The sequence below is a fragment of the Isoptericola hypogeus genome (assembly GCF_039531145.1).
Classification (GTDB): domain Bacteria; phylum Actinomycetota; class Actinomycetes; order Actinomycetales; family Cellulomonadaceae; genus Isoptericola; species Isoptericola hypogeus.
Genome location: NZ_BAAAPM010000010.1, coordinates 129051 through 148484 on the forward strand (window position 1 = coordinate 129051; position 19434 = coordinate 148484).

At 73.1% G+C, this 19434-nt stretch carries 17 protein-coding genes; 1 reads left to right on the plus strand and 16 read right to left on the minus strand.

Translation table 11 applies throughout. The features are described from left to right. Window positions 1-98: 98 nt before the first annotated feature. The 7 genes from ABD254_RS20630 to ilvD (ABD254_RS20660) all read right to left on the minus strand — a co-directional run bounded on the left by ABD254_RS20630 (window position 99) and on the right by ilvD (ABD254_RS20660) (window position 8126). Entirely contained in the window at window positions 99-1166 is a 1068-nt protein-coding gene (locus ABD254_RS20630; protein WP_344250770.1) for a DUF4037 domain-containing protein, read from the minus strand. A 71-nt stretch (window positions 1167-1237) separates the two neighbouring features. Next, on the minus strand, window positions 1238-2551 hold the full coding sequence (locus tag ABD254_RS20635) for a VOC family protein (protein ID WP_344250771.1): 1314 nt from the start codon (window positions 2549-2551) through the stop codon (window positions 1238-1240). A 67-nt stretch (window positions 2552-2618) separates the two neighbouring features. Next, on the minus strand, window positions 2619-2933 hold the full coding sequence (locus ABD254_RS20640; RefSeq protein WP_344250773.1) for a 4a-hydroxytetrahydrobiopterin dehydratase: 315 nt from the start codon (window positions 2931-2933) through the stop codon (window positions 2619-2621). 65 nt (window positions 2934-2998) lie between these two features. Then, entirely contained in the window at window positions 2999-3568 is a 570-nt protein-coding gene (locus ABD254_RS20645) for a pyridoxamine 5'-phosphate oxidase family protein (protein WP_344250775.1), read from the minus strand. Window positions 3569-3640: 72 nt separating this feature from the next. Next, a complete protein-coding gene (locus tag ABD254_RS20650) occupies window positions 3641-4468 on the minus strand; it encodes a CPBP family intramembrane glutamic endopeptidase (RefSeq protein ID WP_344250777.1) in 828 nt (275 codons plus the stop codon). Beyond that, window positions 4465-6168 (minus strand): dihydroxy-acid dehydratase, encoded by a 1704-nt coding sequence (gene ilvD, locus ABD254_RS20655; RefSeq protein WP_344250779.1) that lies wholly within the window; start codon window positions 6166-6168, stop codon window positions 4465-4467. The genes ABD254_RS20650 and ilvD (ABD254_RS20655) overlap by 4 nt, the downstream gene beginning before the upstream one ends. A 95-nt stretch (window positions 6169-6263) precedes the next feature. Beyond that, window positions 6264-8126, minus strand: coding sequence for a dihydroxy-acid dehydratase (gene ilvD / locus ABD254_RS20660; protein ID WP_344250781.1), 1863 nt, complete (start codon window positions 8124-8126; stop codon window positions 6264-6266). A 328-nt stretch (window positions 8127-8454) separates the two neighbouring features. Between ilvD (ABD254_RS20660) and ABD254_RS20665 the strand changes: the two genes are divergently transcribed. Continuing rightward, window positions 8455-9021, plus strand: coding sequence for a DoxX family membrane protein (locus tag ABD254_RS20665; protein ID WP_344250783.1), 567 nt, complete (start codon window positions 8455-8457; stop codon window positions 9019-9021). A gap of 37 nt (window positions 9022-9058) precedes the next feature. On the opposite strand, the gene ABD254_RS20670 is transcribed toward ABD254_RS20665, so the two are convergent. From ABD254_RS20670 to allB, 9 genes are all read right to left on the minus strand, one after another. Beyond that, window positions 9059-10582, minus strand: a complete 1524-nt coding sequence (locus ABD254_RS20670) for a peptide MFS transporter (RefSeq protein WP_344250784.1) — start codon at window positions 10580-10582, stop codon at window positions 9059-9061. Between the two features lie 117 nt (window positions 10583-10699). After that, a complete protein-coding gene (locus ABD254_RS20675) occupies window positions 10700-11533 on the minus strand; it encodes a bifunctional allantoicase/(S)-ureidoglycine aminohydrolase (protein ID WP_344250786.1) in 834 nt (277 codons plus the stop codon). A 254-nt stretch (window positions 11534-11787) separates the two neighbouring features. Next, complete coding sequence (locus ABD254_RS20680) at window positions 11788-12375, minus strand: GNAT family N-acetyltransferase (protein ID WP_344250787.1); 588 nt, start codon at window positions 12373-12375, stop codon at window positions 11788-11790. After that, window positions 12372-13892 (minus strand): Asp-tRNA(Asn)/Glu-tRNA(Gln) amidotransferase subunit GatB, encoded by a 1521-nt coding sequence (gene gatB, locus ABD254_RS20685; RefSeq protein WP_344250789.1) that lies wholly within the window; start codon window positions 13890-13892, stop codon window positions 12372-12374. The genes ABD254_RS20680 and gatB overlap by 4 nt, the downstream gene beginning before the upstream one ends. 24 nt (window positions 13893-13916) lie before the next feature. Further along, a complete protein-coding gene (gene gatA / locus ABD254_RS20690) occupies window positions 13917-15422 on the minus strand; it encodes an Asp-tRNA(Asn)/Glu-tRNA(Gln) amidotransferase subunit GatA (protein ID WP_344250790.1) in 1506 nt (501 codons plus the stop codon). Window position 15423: 1 nt separating this feature from the next. Next, on the minus strand, window positions 15424-15720 hold the full coding sequence (gene gatC / locus ABD254_RS20695) for an Asp-tRNA(Asn)/Glu-tRNA(Gln) amidotransferase subunit GatC (RefSeq protein WP_344250792.1): 297 nt from the start codon (window positions 15718-15720) through the stop codon (window positions 15424-15426). 87 nt (window positions 15721-15807) lie between these two features. Then, window positions 15808-17394 (minus strand): malate synthase A, encoded by a 1587-nt coding sequence (gene aceB / locus ABD254_RS20700; protein WP_344250793.1) that lies wholly within the window; start codon window positions 17392-17394, stop codon window positions 15808-15810. Between the two features lie 70 nt (window positions 17395-17464). Then, entirely contained in the window at window positions 17465-17941 is a 477-nt protein-coding gene (bcp, locus tag ABD254_RS20705; protein ID WP_344250794.1) for a thioredoxin-dependent thiol peroxidase, read from the minus strand. A 57-nt stretch (window positions 17942-17998) separates the two neighbouring features. Then, the gene (gene allB, locus ABD254_RS20710) at window positions 17999-19369 is read right to left on the minus strand and encodes an allantoinase AllB (protein ID WP_344250795.1); all 1371 of its coding nucleotides are present in this window, start codon (window positions 19367-19369) and stop codon (window positions 17999-18001) included. Window positions 19370-19434: the final 65 nt, after the last annotated feature.

Genomic DNA, 19434 nt, shown 5'->3' on the forward strand with positions numbered 1-19434 from the left:
TCCTCGTGGCCGCGTGGCGCGGCCGGTCAGGTCGCGCCGTCCGACGACGACGCTGCCTGGGACAATAGGGCACGCTTGACGACGGCGAAAGGACGTCGCTACCCGGAATTGACCGTGTCGTGGGACGAGCCGTGGTCGACCGGAAGCACGACCCGCACCGCGCGCCGTCGCCGCACCGGGTCGACGAGCACCGCGACGTCGTCGACCCACTGCTCGACGGTGCCCACCCCCCGCGGGAGCCCGCGCACCCCGGGGTCGTCGATCGCCGCGGCGACCAGGTCCGACACCGGCGCGACGGTCCGGAAGGGCCGGTCCCAGAAGGGCGCGACGGCCCGCTCCGCGACCGGCAGCCCGACCTGCTCCTGGAGCCCGTGCACCACCTCCACGGCCTCGCACAGGCCGTCCTCGCGCTGCTCCCACGACGCGGCCGCGAGCGCCCGCTCCAGCGCCGGCATCGCGGCGCCGGCCCGCGGGAGCCGCGCGAACAGCGACCCGAACCACTTGGAGTACGGGGGCCACCGCCGCTCCAGCAGGAAGCCCAGGTGCATGACGACCCGCGCCATCCGGGCGGCGACGACCCGCGACCCGGCGTCGTCCCCCCGCTGGCCGGTGCGGCCGACGAACGGGAGCTCCTGCACCAGGCGGTCCCAGTCCACGGCCACGGCGTACCGCCACACGTCGTCGGGGTACCAGGCGAGCCGGGCGCGGGTGGCGGTGAGGGTGCCGTCGGTGTCCGTGAAGACCGGACCCGCGGTGATCTCCAGGACGGCCTGCCCGGTGAGGCCGAGCCAGTCCGCCGTCGTGAGCGGGCGGGTCGCGTCGACGCCGAGCCGGGAGACCACGAAGTCACCCGCCGACGCGACCTCGACCTGATGCCGCCCCTCCGGGTGCCACGTCGTGCCGAAGCGCGTGGGATGCCCGTCGAAGGTGTCCGGCAGCGCGGAGGCGAGCAGGTCGTCGATCTCCGCGACGGTGTCGCCGGGCACCAGGAGCGTCAGCCGCAGCCCCCAGTCGTGGTCGCGCGACGTGGCGTCGTCCAGGCCCAGCACGTCGGAGCCGCTGCCCAGCCGCGCGGCGGCGTGCGGCAGCCCGGGGAACCGTCCGAGCACGAGCGGGGCGACGACGTCGTCGTAGTAGCGGCGCGCGAGGTCCGTCCCGGTCTCCACGAGCGGCCATGGTGCCGGGCCCGCCGCCAGGGCGCCAACGGATTTCCGCACCGCGACGGGAGGACGCCGGCTCAGTCGCCCCACGCCTCCGCACGGCCGGGGATGACGGCGATGTCGACCTCGTTGCCCTCCGGGTCGGCGACGGTGCGCCAGAAGGGCGCCTCGTCGCGCACCACGCGGCCGCCCGCGGCGACGGCCGCGGCGACCCGGGCGTCGGCGACATCCGCCGGGACCAGGACGTCCACGTGGATGCGGTTGCGCTGCTCGCGCGGGGCGTCCATCGGCTGGAAGAAGACCGACGGCCCGCGCAGCAGCGCGTCGTAGAGGTCCGTGTCCTCGCGGACGGCGTAGCCCAGGGCCGCCGCCCAGAACCGCTGCAGGGCGGGGACGTCGAGCGCGTCGAACGTCAGCTGGACGTCGCGCAGCACCGCCGGGTCCGCGCTGAGGCCGAGCCCGCGGGCCGCCTCCTGGATGCGCCGCGCCAGCGTCAGCCGGTCGGCGTCGATCCACCCGTCCTCCGGCGGGCCCACGCGCAGGGTGACCCCGGCGTACCGGAGGTCGGCGAAGAGCGGCACGCCGATCTCCTCGGCGACCCTCGCCGCCTGCGCGACCAGCTCGACGCCCTCGTCGTACCCGCCCGTGGCGTAGTAGGCGCTCGCCCCCTGCAGCACGCGCCAGTCGTCGACCCCCTCGGCGGCACGGAAGGTGTCGGGGGCGACCAGGTGGTCGGGCAGCTCCTCGTCGAAGCCCTCCCAGGCGTCGATGTCGGCCTCGTTGCCCTCGGGATCGGCGAGCGTCCACCACCGCGGGACGAACTCCTCGGTCGTCACCCGGCCGCCGGTCGCGAGCGCCGCGTCGACGCGGGTGGCGCGCACGTCGTGCGGGACGAAGACGTCGAGGTGGAGCCGGTTGCGCAGCGGCCGAGGCTCGTCCATCTGCTGGAACCAGATGCCGGGCCATCTCTCGTGCGGGTCCAGGAGGTCCTCGTCGATGCGCCGGTAGCCCAGCACGGCGCCCCAGAACGGCATGACCCGCTCGCGGTCGAGGGCGTCGATCGTGAGCTCCACGTCCTGCACGGCGGCAGGGTCCGCGGCGAGCCCGAGCTCCGCCGCCGTCTCGGAGATCTCCCGGGCCAGGGCGACGTCCCGCCCGGTCAGGCCCCTGACGTCATGGGAGAAGACGCGCACGACGACACCCTCGGGACGCAGGTCGACGTCGGGATGATGGTTCGCCCCGTCGGCCAGCACGCGCACGTGCTCGACGAGCACGGCGCCCTCGCCCAGCGACCGCGTGCGGAACAGCGCCGTCGCCCCACGGGCGAGCGCGCGCCAGTCGCCCGTGCCCTCCGCGTCCTCGAACTGCTTCGGGGTGATCTCGTCGGGCATGGGCGCCTCCCGTCCTGGGTCGTGGATCTCGGGTCCACGATGCCGCGGGGGTCCGACACTCGCGCGGTCAGCCCCGCGCGGGCTCGGCGGGGATCTCCAGCTCGCGGGCGGCCTCGCTGATCCGCCGGGCGAGGTCCACGTCCCGCTCCGACAGGCCGCCGACGTCGTGCGACGACGTCCGGACCGTCACGGCCGCGTAGCGCAGGTCGACGTCGGGGTGATGGTCCACGGCGTCCGCGATCTCCCCGATCGCGTCGACGAACCGCACCCCCGCCGCGAACGACCCGGTGCGGAACGCCGCCTCGGCGGCGCCTTCCTGTGCCCGCCAGTCGGCGACGCCCTCGGCGGCCGCGAAGTCCTGCGGGCTGATCGTCTCGCTCATCCGCCCAGCATGGCCCGGCTGCCCGCGGCTCGCCCGCGCTTCGGGCGATCCGTCGCCCGCACGACTCAGGCGCCCGCGGGCACCGGGTCGTCGTCGAACGCCGGCAGGCCGTCGATGCTGGTCCGGTTCTTCCGGCGCCGGTAGTCCGCCTGCCCGTCGGCGCCCTTGCGGTCCATGAACTCGGGCAGCAGGGCCCGCTCGCCGGCGTAGTCCAGCAGAGGCACCCCGTAGCCGCACGAGTCGGACACCCGCTCGACGTCGACCACGACGACGGCGCGTGCGCCGCGCGTCTCGGCGAACTGGCCGGCCCACACCTCGAACGCGTCGTCGTAGAGGCTGATCACCCGGCCGCGTCCGTGGAGCCGCACGATGTTCGGCGGCCCGTCGAAGGCGCAGAACATCAGGGAGATCCGCCCGTTCTCCCGAAGGTGCGCGATCGTCTCCGCGCCCGAGGCGGTGATGTCGAGGTAGGCCACGGTGTACTCGTCGACGACGAGGAACGATCCGTCGACGCCCTTCGGCGAGAGGTTGACCCGGCCGTCCGCGGCGAGCGGCGCGGTGGCCACGAAGAACATGCGCTGGGCCTCCAGGAACGACCGGAGCCGCCCGTCGATGCGTTCGTGAACCTTTCCCATGCCCGGATGGTCCCCAACCCTGCCCGACCGCGTCACCGTCGTCCCGAGGGATGGACGGCCCGGCCGATCGCCTCAGGCGAACCAGGCGATCGCCAGGATCGTGAAGATCGTCAGGTCCGCCGCGACGTGCGCGAGCCACGGCAGCAGGAGACCGCCGGAGACCTGCCGCACGGCGGCCAGCAGGAGCCCGTACGCCCCCGCGAGGACCACCCCGGCCCATCCGCTCGGGAAGCCGTACCAGTGGGACCCCCCGAACACGGCCGCGGTGACCAAGACCGCCGTCGCGGGCCGCAGGTCGAGCGCGAGCGATCGCTGGCCGATCCCGTTGTAGACCAGCTCCTCGGCGGCGGCGTTGAGCAGCGCGAAGCCCAGCCCGGCGGCGACCACGAGCGCGACGGGACGGTCGGTGAGCAGGTCTCGGTAGGCGGCCTGGGTGTCGGCCCCGTGACCCAGGACCGCGAACCAGACGAGCAGGCCCGACGCCGCGACCGGGACGACCGCGGCGACCTGCAGCCAGCCGCGCCGTCCGCCCCGCCCCCAGGCGAACCAGTCGGTGACGAGCTCGAGCGCCCGGACACGCGAGACCAGGGTGTACAGCCCTGCGGCCACGACGAGCGGCAGCGGCCAGAGCGCGACGCCCGCCGCCAGCAGCGTCCAGAGGCCCAGCAGGTAGCAGCAGGCGAGCGCGGCGGCGGACCGCGCGCCGCGTCCCGCACCACGGCGCGCAGCGACGAGCGTCGCGGAGGCCACGCCGATCGTCAGGGCGGCGACGCCTCCCGAACCGCCGACGACCACCGCGGCGACCAGCAGCCCGCCCCCGAACACCGCGAGCACCGGCCGGCGCCACGCACCGACCCGGTCCCCGGAGGGCCCCGCGGGTTCCGTTCCGGGTGGGCTCACCCGAGGACGGCGCCGCGGGAGGCCGAGCCGACCAGCTTCGAGTACTTGGCCAGCACCCCCCGCGTGTAGCCGTGCGCCAGCGGCGCCCAGCCGGGGCGACGTGCCGCCAGCTCCGCGTCGTCGACCAGCAGGTCCAGCGTCTTGCGCGCCACGTCGAGCCGGATGCGGTCACCGTCGCGCACGAACGCGATCGGGCCGGCGTCGACGGCCTCGGGCGCGATGTGCCCGACGCACAGCCCGGTGGTGCCGCCCGAGAACCGGCCGTCGGTGATGAGCAGCACGTCCTTGCCCAGGCCGGCGCCCTTGATCGCGCCGGTGATGGCGAGCATCTCGCGCATGCCCGGCCCGCCCTTCGGCCCCTCGTAGCGGATGACGACGACGTCGCCCGCGGTGATCGTCCCGTCCTCCAGCGCGTCCAGGGCGGCCCGCTCGCGCTCGAACACGCGCGCGGTCCCCTCGAAGACGTCGGAGTCGAACCCGGCAGACTTCACGACGGCGCCCTCGGGCGCGAGCGAGCCGTGCAGGATCGTGATGCCGCCGGTCGGGTGGATGGGCCGGTCGAGGGCGCGCAGGATCTTCCCGTCCGGGTCGGGCGGCGCGATCTCGGCGAGGTTCTCCGCGACGGTGCGGCCGGTGACAGTGAGGCAGTCGCCGTGCATGAGGCCGGCGTCGAGCAGCGCCTTCATCACGACCGGGACGCCGCCGATCCGGTCGACGTCGTTCATCACGTACCGGCCGAACGGCTTGAGGTCGCCCAGGTGCGGCACGCGGTCGGCCACCCGGGAGAAGTCGTCGAGCGTGAGCTCGACCTCGGCCTCGTGCGCGATGGCCAGCAGGTGCAGCACCGCGTTGGTGGACCCGCCGAAGGCCATCACGACGGCGATGGCGTTCTCGAACGCCTCCTTGGTCAGGATCTGCCGGGCGGTGATGCCGCGGCGCAGCAGCTCGACCACGGCCTCGCCCGACGCCTGCGCGAACGCGTCGCGACGACGGTCGGCCGACGGCGGCGCGGCCGAGCCCGGCAGGGACATGCCCAGCGCCTCGGCCGCGGACGCCATCGTGTTCGCGGTGTACATCCCGCCGCACGCCCCCTCGCCGGGGCAGATCGCGCGCTCGATCCGGTCGACGTCCTCCGTGCTCATGAGCCCCCGCGCGCACGCGCCGACGGCCTCGAACGCGTCGATGATCGTCACGTCCTTCTCGGTGCCGTCGGACAGCTTCACCCAGCCGGGCATGATCGAGCCCGCGTAGAGGAAGACGCTCGCGAGGTCGAGGCGCGCGGCGGCCATGAGCATGCCGGGCAGCGACTTGTCGCACCCGGCGAGCAGCACGGAGCCGTCCAGGCGCTCGGCCTGCATCACGGTCTCCACGGAGTCCGCGATGACGTCGCGGGACACGAGCGAGAAGTGCATCCCCTCGTGCCCCATCGAGATGCCGTCGGAGACCGAGATCGTGCCGAACTCGAGCGGGTACCCGCCGCCCGCGTGCACGCCGTTCTTCACGGCCTGCGCGAGCCGGTCGAGCGACAGGTTGCACGGCGTGATCTCGTTCCACGAGCTCGCGACGCCGATCTGCGGCTTCGCGAAGTCGCCGTCGTCCATACCGACGGCGCGCAGCATCCCGCGCGCGGCCGTCGCCTCCAGCCCGTCCGTGACCTGGCGGGAGCGCGGCTTGATGTCCGGAGCGGCGTCGGTGCTCATGTGCCGAGACTACGAACCCCCCGCCGGTTGAGCCCGTCGAAACCGCGGGCGGGTCTCGACAGGCTCGACCGACGAGGGGTCGAAGGGAGTGGGGGTCAGCGGCGGGCGATCAGCGAGACGTCGCGCACGGCGCCGCGGTCGGCGGACGTCGCCATCGCGGCGTACGCCTGCAGTGCCGGGGACACGTACCGGTCGCGGTCGAGAGGCTGCCACGGGTTCTCGCGCGCCTCCATCTTGGCGCGGCGCTCGGCGAGCACCCCGTCGGGCACGTTGACGCGGATCATCCGCGTGTCGACGTCGATCTCGATCTCGTCGCCATCCTCGATCAGGCCGATCGTGCCGCCGGCGGCGGCCTCCGGCGAGACGTGCCCCACCGAGATGCCGCTCGACCCGCCGGAGAACCGCCCGTCGGTGATGAGCGCGCACACCTTGCCGAGCCCGCGGCCCTTGATGAACGACGTCGGGTACAGCATCTCCTGCATGCCCGGCCCGCCCGCGGGGCCCTCGTAGCGCACGACGACGACGTGCCCGGGCTGCACCTGCTTGGTGAGGATCTTCTCGACCGCCTCGTCCTGCGACTCGCACACGAGGGCCTTGCCGACGAAGTGGAAGACGTCGGGGTCCACCCCCGCCGTCTTGAAGACCGCGCCGTCCTCAGCGAGGTTGCCGCGCAGGACGGCGAGACCACCCTCGACGGTGTAGGCGTGCTCGAGGTCGCGGATGCAGCCGTCGGCGGCGTCGGTGTCCAGGCTCTCCCACACGTTCGACGTCGAGAAGGCCTGCGTGGTACGCACCCCGCCCGGCGCGGCGTGGAAGAGCTCGGTCGCGCGCTCGGTGGCCTGGCCGCCGCGGACGTCCCAGTCGTCGAGCCACTCGCGCAGCGTCGGCGTGTGCACGGAGGTGACGTCGTGGTCGAGCAGCCCGGCGCGGTCCAGCTCGCCGAGCAGGGCGGGGATGCCGCCGGCGCGGTGCACGTCCTCCATGTGGAAGTCCGGGTGGTTCGGCGCGACCTTGCTGAGGCAGGGCACCCGGCGGCTGATCTGCTCGATGTCCGTGAGGTCGAAGTCGACCTCGCCCTCCTGCGCGGCGGCGAGGATGTGCAGCACCGTGTTCGTGGAGCCGCCCATGGCGACGTCGAGCGCCATCGCGTTGGAGAACGCGGCCTCCGTGGCGATGGAGCGCGGCGCGGCCGAGTCGTCCTCGTCGTCGTAGTAGCGCCTCGCCAGGTCGACGATCGTGCGGCCGGCCTCCAGGAACAGCTCGCGGCGGGCGGAGTGCGTCGCGAGGGTGGAGCCGTTGCCCGGCAGCGAGAGCCCGAGCGCCTCGGTGAGGCAGTTCATCGAGTTCGCCGTGAACATGCCGGAGCAGGAGCCGCACGTGGGGCACGCGTTCTCCTCGACCTGGGCGAGCGCGTCGTCGGACACGTTGTCGTCGGCCGAGTAGTTGATCGCGTTGATGAGGTTCAGCGGCGTCTTCGCGACGCCGTCCGCGACGATCGCCTTGCCGGCCTCCATCGGCCCGCCGGACACGAAGATCACCGGGATGTTGAGGCGCAGCGCGGCGTTGAGCATGCCGGGCGTGATCTTGTCGCAGTTGGAGATGCACACGAGGGCGTCCGCGCAGTGCGCGTTGACCATGTACTCCACGGAGTCGGCGATGAGGTCGCGGCTCGGCAGCGAGTAGAGCATCCCGGCGTGGCCCATGGCGATGCCGTCGTCGACCGCGATCGTGTTGAACTCCTTGGCGACGCCGCCGGCCTCGCTGATCGCCGACGCCACGAGGTCGCCCATGTCCTTGAGGTGCACGTGACCCGGGACGAACTGCGTGTACGAGTTCGCGATCGCGACGATCGGCTTGCCGAAGTCGTCGGCGCCCATCCCGGTGGCGCGCCAGAGCGCGCGGGCACCGGCCATGTTGCGACCGTGGGTGGACGTCCGTGAGCGCAGGGGGCGGCTCATCTCAGCTCCTTCGACATGACCTTCGCGACACCGTTCGCGACCCTCCCGCGACCCCCGGAGGCGCAGAGCCCCAGGTCGCGACCGTGCCGCCGGGCCACCCTACGCCTCGCCCCGCGGCCGCCCGGGGGCGCGTCCGCCCAGCGGTCGGACCCCGGACCCGGCGCGACGGGGCGACGGGGCGACGGGGCGACGGGGCGACGGCACGATCCCGGCAATCGAGACGAAAGGTTGCCAATTCAACCGAGACGGGCTGGGATGGCGTTGCCCGGGGCACACCGACGTGCCGAGGAACACCGCCACGCCAGCTCATGACCGACAGGAGAACCCGATGACCTCCGTGCCGACCACAGCGACGACAGCACCCTCGAGCACCACCCCGACCTCGCGGCCCGACCACGTCGTCACCAGCCCCGCCGCCCGCCGCGCCCTGGCGCTGTGCCGCATCCTCCTCGCAGGGGTCTTCCTGTGGCCCGTGGCCGACAAGACGTTCGGCCTCGGGTACGCCACCCCGCCGGACGGCGCCTGGGTCGCCGGGAGCTCCCCCACCGCCGGCTACCTCGGGTCGATCCAGAGCCCGCTGACGGACGCCTTCGGCGCGATGGCGCACCCCGTCACCGACTGGCTCTTCATGCTCGGGATGCTCGGCACCGGGCTCGCCCTGCTGCTCGGCATCGGCCTGCGGGTCGCCGCCGTCGCCGGCGGTCTGCTCATGCTCTCGCTCTGGCTCTCGACCTGGCCGTTCCCGTCCGGTTCGCAGAACCCGGTCGTCGACCAGCACCTCGTCTACGTCGCGCTGCTCGCCGCCCTGGCGCTCACCCGGGCAGGCGACACGTGGGGGCTGGGCCGCACCTGGGCGTCCTCGCCGGTGCCCGGCACCGCCTCCTGGCTGCGCTGACGGCGCCCCGCCCCCTACCCCGGCAGCGCCGGTGCCCTCACGCGGCGCCGGCGCTGTGGGTGTGCTCCAGCTCGTCGGCGTGCCGGATGTGCCGCGTCACCCACGGGGCGAGGAGCAGGAGGATCCCGGCGAAGACGAGCGCGACGACCCCGATGCCACCGAAGTACGCGGTGTCGGAGACCCCCTCGGTGGCCTCGATCGTCTGGGCCGTGATCGCCTGGCCGGCGGCCGACGACAGGAACCACAGCGCCATGGCCTGCCCGCGGAAGGCTCGGGGAGCGAGCAGCGTCGTGGCCGCGATCCCCACCGGAGAGAGGCAGAGCTCGCCGAGCGTCTGGATCACGTAGACGCCCATCAGCACCCACGGCGGGGCGAGCTCGTCCGCGAACACCTCGGACATCCCCGCGAGGAAGAGGAACGACAGGGCGGCCAGGGTCAGGCCCATGACGAACTTGTACGCGGTGGGCGGGCGGTCCCCCGTCCTCGTCCAGATCCACGCGAACACCGGCGCCAGGACGATGATCGACGCCGGGTTGATCGACTGGAAGAAGGCCGGCGACAGCTCGACGCCGAACAGCTGCAGCTCGGTCCGGTCGGCGGCGAACTGCGTCAGCGTGGTCGCCGCCTGCTCGAAGATCATCCAGAAGAGCATCGCCGCGACGAACAGCGGCACGTAGGCCAGCACGCGGGGCCGCTCGGCGTCGGTCACCCGCTTCGAGCGGTACATCACGGTCAGCAGCACGACCGGGGTCGCCAGCGCGAGGTAGGAGACCGCGTCGATGAACGTCTCGACCGCCCAGCCCCCGGCGATGACCACGGCCAGCAGCGTCGCGAGGGCGATCGCGCCGAGGACGATCAGGCCGAGCCGGACGACCGCGGGCCGGTCCTCGCGCGTGATCGGGTTCGGGATGTCCGTGCCGGCCTTGCCGAGGTACTTGTACCCGGCGACGAAGAAGACCAGGGCGATCGCCATGCCGATCGCGGCCACCGAGAAGCCGGCGTGGTATCCCCACATGCGCTGGACGAAGCCGACGACGAAGGGCGAGAAGAACGACCCGAGGTTGATCCCCATGTAGAAGATCGAGAAGGCGGGGTCACGACGCGGGTCGTCGCGGGAGTAGAGCTCGCCGACCATCGAGGAGACGTTCGGCTTGAGCAGGCCGGTGCCGAACGCGACCAGGCCGATGCCGAGCATCGAGAAGGCATAGGTGGGCACGGTGAGCGCCAGGTGCCCGGCGGCGATGACGATGCCGCCGTACAGCACGGAGCGCCGCGCCCCGATCACCCGGTCGGCCAGCCAGCCGCCGACGACCGAGAGCAGGTAGACCGACGTGCCGTAGATGGAGACGAACGCGGCGCCCGTCGTCGCGTCCATCCCGAGCCCGCCGTTGGCGACGGTGTCCGTGAGGTACAGCAGCAGGATCGCCCGCATGCCGTAGTAGCTGAACCGCTCCCAGGCCTCGGTCGTCGCGAGGGTCATCAGCCCGCGCGGGTGGCCGAAGAAGGCGCGGTCGCCCTCGTGCTCCGGGTGCGGCTCCGGCGTCGCGGCCTGGTCGGTCATGGTGAAACTCTGGCACCGGTCGCAGACGGGTGGGACCGGACGACGCGGTCGGCGCGCGTCGCCCGGTCGCAGACCGGTGGTGCGGCGCGAGGCACGGCGCCGCAGGTGAGCCGCTGGTCAGCGGCGGTCGAGCCGCACCTGGCGGTTCACGTCCTTGTACAGCAGGTAGCGGAACGGCTTGGGCCCGCCCGCGTAGCAGGCCTGGGGGCAGAAGGCGCGCAGCCACATGAAGTCGCCCTCCTGCACCTCCACCCAGTCGCCGTTGAGGCGGTAGACGGCCTTGCCCTCGAGCACGTACAGGCCGTGCTCCATGATGTGCGTCTCCGCGAACGGGATCGAGCCACCGGGCTGGAACGTCACGATGTTGACGTGCATGTCGTGCGCGAGGTCGTCGGGGTCGACGAAGCGCGTCGTGGCCCAGGCGCCGTCGGTGTCCGGCATCGGGCGCGGCTCGATGTCCTGCTCGCGGGTGACGAAGGTCTTCGCCTCGTGGCCGTCGATGCGCTCGTAGACCTTGCGGACCCACTGGAACGCGGCCTTGGCGTCGGACCGGTTGTGCAGGGACCACTGGTCGCCGGCGGCGAGGTAGGCGTAGCCGCCGGGCTCGAGCACGTGCTCCTCGCCGCCGACCGACAGCGTGAGCGTGCCCTCGGTGACGAAGACGACGGACTGCACCGTGTCCTCGACCTCGCCCTGGTCGGCGCCGCCGCCCGGGGAGACCTCGACGACGTACTGCGCGAACGTGGTCGCGAAACCCTCGACCGGGCGCGCGAGCACCCACAGCCGGGTCTTGGACCAGCCGGGCAGGTTGGAGGTGACGATGTCGCGCAGCACGCCGCGCGGGATGACGGTGTAGGCCTCGGTGACGATCGCCCGGTCGGTGAGCAGCTCCTCCTGGCCGGGGAGCCCGCCCTGCGGCGTGTAGTAGCGGGTGGTCTGCGGCTGGGTCATCGTCACTCCTCATCGGGCGGCTGATTCCACTGTACGGAATCCTACTTCTACAATATGAATTTAGGGGTCGGCGTGGGGAGTGTCAAGGACGACGAACGCCGGTCGAGCGTGTCGAGACCACTGGTCTCGACAGGCTCGACCGGCGAAGGCTTCACGCCCGACCCTCAGTCGGTTGCTCCTGCCGCCTGAGTCTGCGGTTCCGCTACGGGCGCGTGCCTCGTCCCTCGGCCCCCACCCTGCGCTGCACCTCCGCCTCAGTCGGTGCCGGCCCCGGCGCGGAACTCGTCCTCGAGGATGCTCATGACGACGGCGTCGGCCCAGCCGTCGCCGTCGCGGAACGCGTCGCGCAGCCGGCCCTCCTCGCGGAAGCCCAGCGAGTCGTACAGGGCACGCGCCCGCGGGTTGATGCTCATCACCGACAGGCTCACGCGGTGCAGCCCGGGCGCGCCGTCCGTGTCGGAGAACGCGAAGCGCAGCACCTCGCCGATGGCCTCGCGACCGTAGCCGCGCCCGCGGTAGTCCGGCATCATCCGCAGCCGCAGGTTCGCCGACCGCAGGTGCTCGTCGACCTGGTCGAGCGCGATCTCCCCGAGCAGGTCGTCGCTGACGAGCGCGCCGTCGCGCACCGCCGCCGACGTGATCGCCCAGTCGTACCGCCCCGGCAGGTCCGCCGCAGCCGCCGCCCACGCGTCGACCTCCGCGCGGGTCGACGACCCGCTCGTCCCCATGCCCGTCAGCCGTCCGCTCTCCGGGTCCTGCAGGGACGCCCACAGGCGATCGGCGTCCCGCGCCTCGACCGGGCGCAGGCGCACCAGCTCCCCGTGCAGGCCGGGCGACCTCACCCGCCGATCCTCTCGAGCACGAGCTCGCGCACGCGCTTGGCGTCCGCCTGCCCCTTGGTCGCCTTCATGACCGCGCCGATGATCGCGCCCACCGGCCCCTGGTTGCCGCCGCGCACCTTCTCCACGACGTCGGGCTGGGCGGCGAGCGCCTCGTCGATCGCCGCCAGGAGGGCGCCGTCGTCGGAGACGACCTCGAGCCCGCGCGCGACCACGACCTGCTCCGGGTCGCCCTCGCCGGCGAGCACGCCGTCGAGCACCTGGCGCGCGATCTTGTCGTTGATGCGGCCGGAGTCGACCAGCCGCTGCAGCTCACCGATCTGCGCGGGCGTGATGGCGAGCTCGGCGAGCTCCACCTCGTCCTGCTTGGCGCGGCGGGCCAGCTCGCCCATCCACCACTTGCGCGCCGCGGCGGGCGCGGCGCCGGCGGCGACCGTGGCCTCGATGAGGTCGAGCGCGCCGGCGTTGACCACGTCGCGCATCTCGGCGTCGGCGTAGCCCCACTCGTCGTGCAGCCGGCGGCGGCGGGCCTGCGGCAGCTCGGGCAGCGTCGCGCGGATCTCCTCGACCCAGTCGCGGCTCGGCGCCACCGGGACGAGGTCCGGCTCGGGGAAGTACCGGTAGTCCTCGGCGTCGGACTTCACGCGGCCCGACGACGTGGTCCCGGCCTCCTCGTGGAAGTGCCGGGTCTCCTGGATCACCGTCCGGCCCGCGTCGAGGAGCGCCGCCTGCCGCGAGACCTCGTACCGCACGGCCCGCTCGACGGACCGGAACGAGTTGACGTTCTTGGTCTCGGTGCGGGTGCCGAGCGGCGAGTCCGGGGTGGGCCGCAGCGAGAGGTTGACGTCGGCGCGGACGTTGCCGCGCTCCATGCGGGCCTCGGACACGTCGAGCACGCGGAAGATGTCGCGCAGCGCCTGCACGTAGGCGCGTGCCACCTCGGGCGCCCGCTCCCCCGTGCCGGTGATCGGCTTGGTGACGATCTCCACGAGCGGGATGCCCGCACGGTTGTAGTCGATGAGGGAGTGCGAGGCGCCGTGGATGCGCCCGGCGGCGCCGCCCACGTGGGTGTTCTTGCCGGCGTCCTCCTCCATGTGCGCGCGCTCGATCTCGACGCGGTGCACCGTGCCGTCCTCGAGCTCGACGTCGAGCCAGCCCTCGAACGCGATGGGCTCGTCGTACTGCGACGTCTGGAAGTTCTTCGGCACGTCCGGGTAGAAGTAGTTCTTCCGCGCGAACCGGCACGTCTCGGCGATCTGGCAGTTCAGCGCCAGGCCGATGCGGATCGCGTACTCGACGGCGGTGCCGTTCACGACCGGCAGCGCGCCGGGCAGGCCGAGCGACACCGGCGTGGTCTGCGTGTTCGGGTCCGCGCCGAAGGACACCTCGGCCGGGCAGAACATCTTGGTGCGGGTGCCGAGCTCGACGTGCACCTCGATGCCGAGCACCGGGTCGTAGCGGCGCACGGCGTCGTCGTAGGCGACGAGCTCGGGGGTGGTGGTGGTCGACTGCGTGGTCACAGCGATGATCTCCGTTCTCGTCCGTCAGCCCAGCTCAGGTGCGCGGTCCAGCAGCGGGCCGCCCCAGGTGTGCTCGAGGGCCGACTCGAGCGCGGCGCCGACGCGGTACAGGCGGTCGTCCGCCTTGGCCGGCGCGAGGATCTGGAAGCCGGTGGGCAGGCCGTCGTCGGACAGGCCGTTCGGCACCGACATGCCCGGCACGCCCGCGAGGTTCGCCGGGATGGTCGCCACGTCGTTGAGGTACATGGCCAGCGGGTCGTCGAGCTTCTCCCCCAGCTTGAACGCCGTCGTCGGCGCCGTGGGCGAGACGAGGACGTCCGCCTGGGTGAACGCCGCGGCGAAGTCGCGCTGGATGAGCGTGCGGACCTTCTGCGCGCTGCCGTAGTAGGCGTCGTAGTAGCCGGCGCTCAGCGCATACGTCCCGAGGATGATGCGGCGCTTGACCTCGTCGCCGAAGCCGGCGCCACGGGTGGCGGCCATGACGCGCTCGGCGGTCACCGGGCCCTCGGTGGGCTCGACCCGCAGGCCGAAGCGCATGCCGTCGAACTTCGCGAGGTTGCTCGACGCCTCGGCCGGGAGGATGAGGTAGTACGCGGCGAGCGCGTAGTCGAAGGACGGGCAGGAGACCTCGACGACCTCGGCACCAGCCTTGGTGAGCAGCTCGAGCGACTCGTGGAAGCGGGCCAGCACGCCGGGCTGGTAGCCCTCGCCCTGGAGCTGCGTGACGACGCCCACCCGGAGGCCGGACAGGTCGCCGAGCGCGCCCTGGCGCGCGGCGGCGACCAGCGGCGGCAGCGGCTCGGGGATGGACGTCGAGTCCCGCGGGTCGTGCCCGCCGATGAGCTCGTGCAGCAGCGCCGAGTCCAGGACCGTCCGCGTGACGGGGCCCGCCTGGTCGAGCGACGAGGCCAGCGCGATGAGGCCGTAACGCGAGACGCCGCCGTAGGTCGGCTTGACGCCGACGGTGCCCGTGACGGCGCCCGGCTGGCGGATCGACCCGCCCGTGTCGGTGCCGATCGCGAGCGGGGCCTCGAAGGCCGCCACGGCGGCCGCGGACCCGCCGCCGGACCCGCCGGGGATGCGGTCGAGGTCCCACGGGTTGTGCGAGTTGCCGTAGGCGGAGTGCTCCGTGGAGGAGCCCATCGCGAACTCGTCCATGTTCGTCTTGCCGAGGATCGGCAGGCCCGCTCCGCGCAGGCGCTCGACGAGCGTCGCGTCGTACGGCGGGATCCAGCCCTCGAGGATCTTCGAGCCGGCCGTGGACGGCATGCCCTTGGTGACGACGACGTCCTTGACGGCGATCGGCACGCCGGCGAGCGGGTGCAGCTCCTCGCCCGACGCGCGGCGCGCGTCCACCTCGGCGGCGGTGGCCAGCGCGTCGTCGGTGTTCACGTGCAGGAAGGCGTGCACGTCGCCGTCGACGGCGGCGATGCGGTCCAGGTGGGCGCGGGTGGCCTCGACGCTGGACGCCTCCCCGGACGCGAGCGTCTCGCAGAGCTGGGCGGCGCTGAGCCGGGTCAGGTCGGTCATCTCACTCCTCCCCGAGGATCTGCGGCACGGCGAACCGGCCGTCCTCGGCGTCCGGCGCGGAGGCGAGCACGTCGGCGACGGGCAGCGCAGGTGCCGGCACATCCTCGCGGAACACGTTCGTCATGGGCAGCGGGTGGCTCGTCGCGGGCACGTCGGGGGTGGCGACCTCACGCACGCGGGCGATGGACTCGACGATGACGTCGAGCTCGCCGGCGAGCCGGTCGACCTCCTCCGGTCGCAGGTCGATGCGGGCCAGGGCGGCGACGCGCGCGACCTCGTCACGGGAGATGGTGGACATGGCGGCCAGTCTAGTGGTCGCGAGGAACGACGAGACGGCCGGGACCGCGTCCGTCGGACGTGGTCCCGGCCGTTCCGGTCCGTACTCTCAGGCCATCCGCTCGTAGGCCGCCGTGGTGAGGAAGTCGACGTACTCGTCGGCCACCGCCACCTCCATGAAGGTCGAGCGCGCCTCGTCGTAGTCGGCGAGGTCGCCGGGGAGCTTGGCCACCTCCTCGGCGACGATGCGGTCCACCAGCTCCCGAGTGACCGTGTGGCCGGTGTCGGCGAGGGTGACGTCGTTGTGCAGCCACTGCCACACCTGGGACCGGGAAATCTCGGCCGTGGCGGCGTCCTCCATGAGGCCGAAGATCGCCACCGCGCCGAGGCCGCCCAGCCAGGCCTGCAGGTACTGGATGCCGACGGAGACGTTGTTGCGCAGGCCCGCCTCGGTGACGGTGCCGGGCGTCTTGTCGACGGACAGCAGGTCGGCCGCGGCCACCTGGACGTCCTCGCGCTTCCGGTCGATCTGGTTCGGCCGGTCGCCGAGCACGTCGGTGAAGACCTCCTTGCAGGTGGCCACCATGCCGGGGTGCGCCACCCAGGAGCCGTCGAAGCCGTCGCCGGCCTCGCGCGCCTTGTCCGCGCGGACCTTGGCGTACGCCTGCGCGTTGGCCTCCTCGTCCTTGCTCGGGATGAACGCCGCCATGCCGCCGATCGCGTGCGCGCCGCGCTTGTGGCAGGTGGCGACCAGCAGCTCGGTGTAGGCCCGCATGAAGGGCACGGTCATGGTGATCTGGTTGCGGTCCGGCAGGAGGAAGTCCGAGCCCCGGGTGCGGAAGTTCTTCACCACGGAGAACAGGTAGTCCCAGCGTCCGGCGTTGAGGCCGGCGGAGTGCTCGCGCAGCTCGTAGAGGATCTCCTCCATCTCGAACGCGGCCGGGATGGTCTCGATGAGCACGGTGGCGCGGATGGTGCCGCGCGGGATGCCGAGCGCGTCCTGCGCGATGACGAACGCCTCGTTCCAGAGCCGCGCCTCGAGGTGCGACTCCATCTTCGGCAGGTAGAAGTACGGCCCCAGACCCTTCTCGATCTGCCGCAGGCCCGCCGTCGCGACGTAGAGCGCGAAGTCCACGAGGCCGCCGGACGTCTGCTCGCCGTCCACGAGGACGTGCTTTTCGTCCATGTGCCAGCCGCGCGGGCGCACGATGATCGTGGCGAGCTCCTCGTCGGGCTTCAGGGCGTACGACTTCCCCGCCTCGTTCGTGAAGTCGATCCGCCGCTCGATGGCGTCGAGCAGGTTGAGCTGGCCGCCCACCACGCTGCGCCACTGCGGCGTGTTGGCGTCCTCCTGGTCCGCGAGCCACGTCTTCGCACCGGAGTTGAGCGCGTTGACCGTCATCTTGCGGTCGGTGGGCCCGGTGATCTCCACGCGGCGGTCGACCAGCCCGGGCGCCGGCGCGGCGACCGTCCAGGAGTCGTCGGCGCGGACGTGCGCCGTGGACTCCAGGAAGTCCAGCGTGCCGCCGTCGGCGAGCTCCTGTCGACGGCGGCGGCGCGCGTCGAGGAGCTCCAGGCGACGGGCGCCGAGCTGTCGGTGCAGGGTCGCGACGAGGTCGAGCGCTGCCGGGGTGAGGACCTCGGTGTCACGCTCGCCGATCTCGGCGGTGATGGTCAGGCCGTCGGGGAGCTCCACGACAGTCCCTCCTCTTCGTGTGTGGAATATCGATTACGCCTGATGGAAACCCTAGCGCGAGTCGTCGCGCTCAGGCGCCGACCAGCTGCGCGCGCAGCGCGGCCACGTGGCCGGTGGCGTCGACGTCGTACTCGGCGAGGCGGAGCGTCCCGTCGGGGTCCACGACGAAGGTGCAGCGGTGCACGCCGTCGAAGGTCCGGTCGCCGACCGTCTTGGGGCCCCAGGTGCCGTACGCGTCGGCCACCGCGTGGTCCGCGTCCGACAGCAGCGGGAACGTCAGGTGCTCGGCCTCGACGAACGCGCGGACCTCGTCCTGGGGGTCGGCCGAGACGCCCACGACGGTGTAGCCCGCCCCGGCGAGCGACGCGAGGTTGTCCCGGAAGTCGCAGGCCTCGGTGGTGCAGCCCGGAGTGCCGGCCTTCGGGTAGAAGTACACGACCACGCCCTTGTCGGCCCCGGCCCGCGCCTCGGCGAGGGACACCGGGACACCGTGGGCGTCGGGGAGCGTGAAGTCGGGGGCGGCGTCGCCGGGCTGGAGTCGCGTCATGGTGGGTGTCCTCGTCTGTCCTCGTGCGTTCTGGTCTCGGCGTCGTGCCCGGCGGACTCAGCCGCGGCGCAGCAGGGCGCCCTCGGGCTCGTCTCCCACGGTGCGCCCGCGCAGCAGGGTCCGCCGCACGACGCCCGTCAGGTCCCGTCCCGCGTAGGGGGTCACCGGGTTCTTGTGGTGCAGTCGGCCGGGGTCGACCACGAAGGTCGCCTCGGGGGCGAAGACCACCAGGTCGGCGTCCTTGCCCACGGCGATGCCGCCCTTGCGGCCCAGGCCGACGAGCGCCGCCGGGCCCGCCGACATCCACCCCACCACCTGCTCCAGGGGCACGCCGCGGCGCCGCGCCTCGGTCCACACGACCGCGAGCCCGAGCTGCAGCGACGCCACCCCGCCCCAGGCCGCGGCGAAGTCGCCCGAGGCCGGCTCCTTGAGGTCGGCCGTGGCCGGCGAGTGGTCCGTCACGACGACGTCGATGACGCCGTCGAGCAGCCCCTGCCACAGCCGGTCCTGGTTGTCGGTCTCGCGGATCGGCGGGCAGCACTTGTACGCCGTCGCGCCGTCGGGCACGTGCTCGGCGTCGAGCGACAGGTAGTGGGGGCAGGTCTCGACCGTGAGGCGCACGCCGTCGGCCCGCGCCGCGGCGATCATCGGCAGCGAGTCCGCGTCCGACAGGTGCAGCACGTGCGCACGGGCGCCGGTGGCGCGCGCGGCGTCGATCACCTCGGCGATCGCCGTCGACTCCGCCTTGGCCGGCCGGGAGGCGAGGAAGTCGGCGTAGCGCCGCCCCGGCTCCTGCGGGGCGCCCTCCAGCGTGTGCGGGTCCTCCGCGTGCACGATCATCAGGCCGTCGAAGGCCGTCAGCTCCGCCAGGTCGGCGCGCAGCTCGGCGGACTCGAGATGGCCGAACTCCGGCACCCCCGAGTCGGCGAGGAAGCACTTGAACCCGAACACGCCCGCGTCGTGCAAGGGCCGCAGGTCGGCGGTGTTGCCGGGGACCGCCCCGCCCCAGAAGCCGACGTCGACGAACGCCTGGCCGACGGCCCGCGCCTTCTTGACCTCGAGGTTCTCGACCGTCGTGGTCGGCGGCAGCGAGTTGAGCGGCATGTCGACGATGGTCGTGACGCCGCCGGCCGCGGCCGCGCGCGTCGCGGAGGCGAAGCCCTCCCACTCGGTGCGGCCCGGCTCGTTGACGTGCACGTGCGAGTCGACGAGGCCCGGCAGGAGCACCTCGTCGCCGCCGAGCTCCAGGACCTCGCCGCCGGCCAGGCGCGCGCCCAGCGGCGCGACGGCGGCGATCCGGCCGTCGGTGATGCCGATCTCGACCGCCTGCTCGCCCGCGGGCGTCAGCGCCCTGGCGGCCCGGACGACGAGGTCGAAGGCACCCGGCCCGGCGTGGCCGGCGGGGCTCGGAGTGGCAGCGGTGGTCATGCGTTCTCCAGGTGGGTCGTGGTCGGGGCCGCGTCGGCCGGCATGGCGGCGGCGCCCGCGGCGAC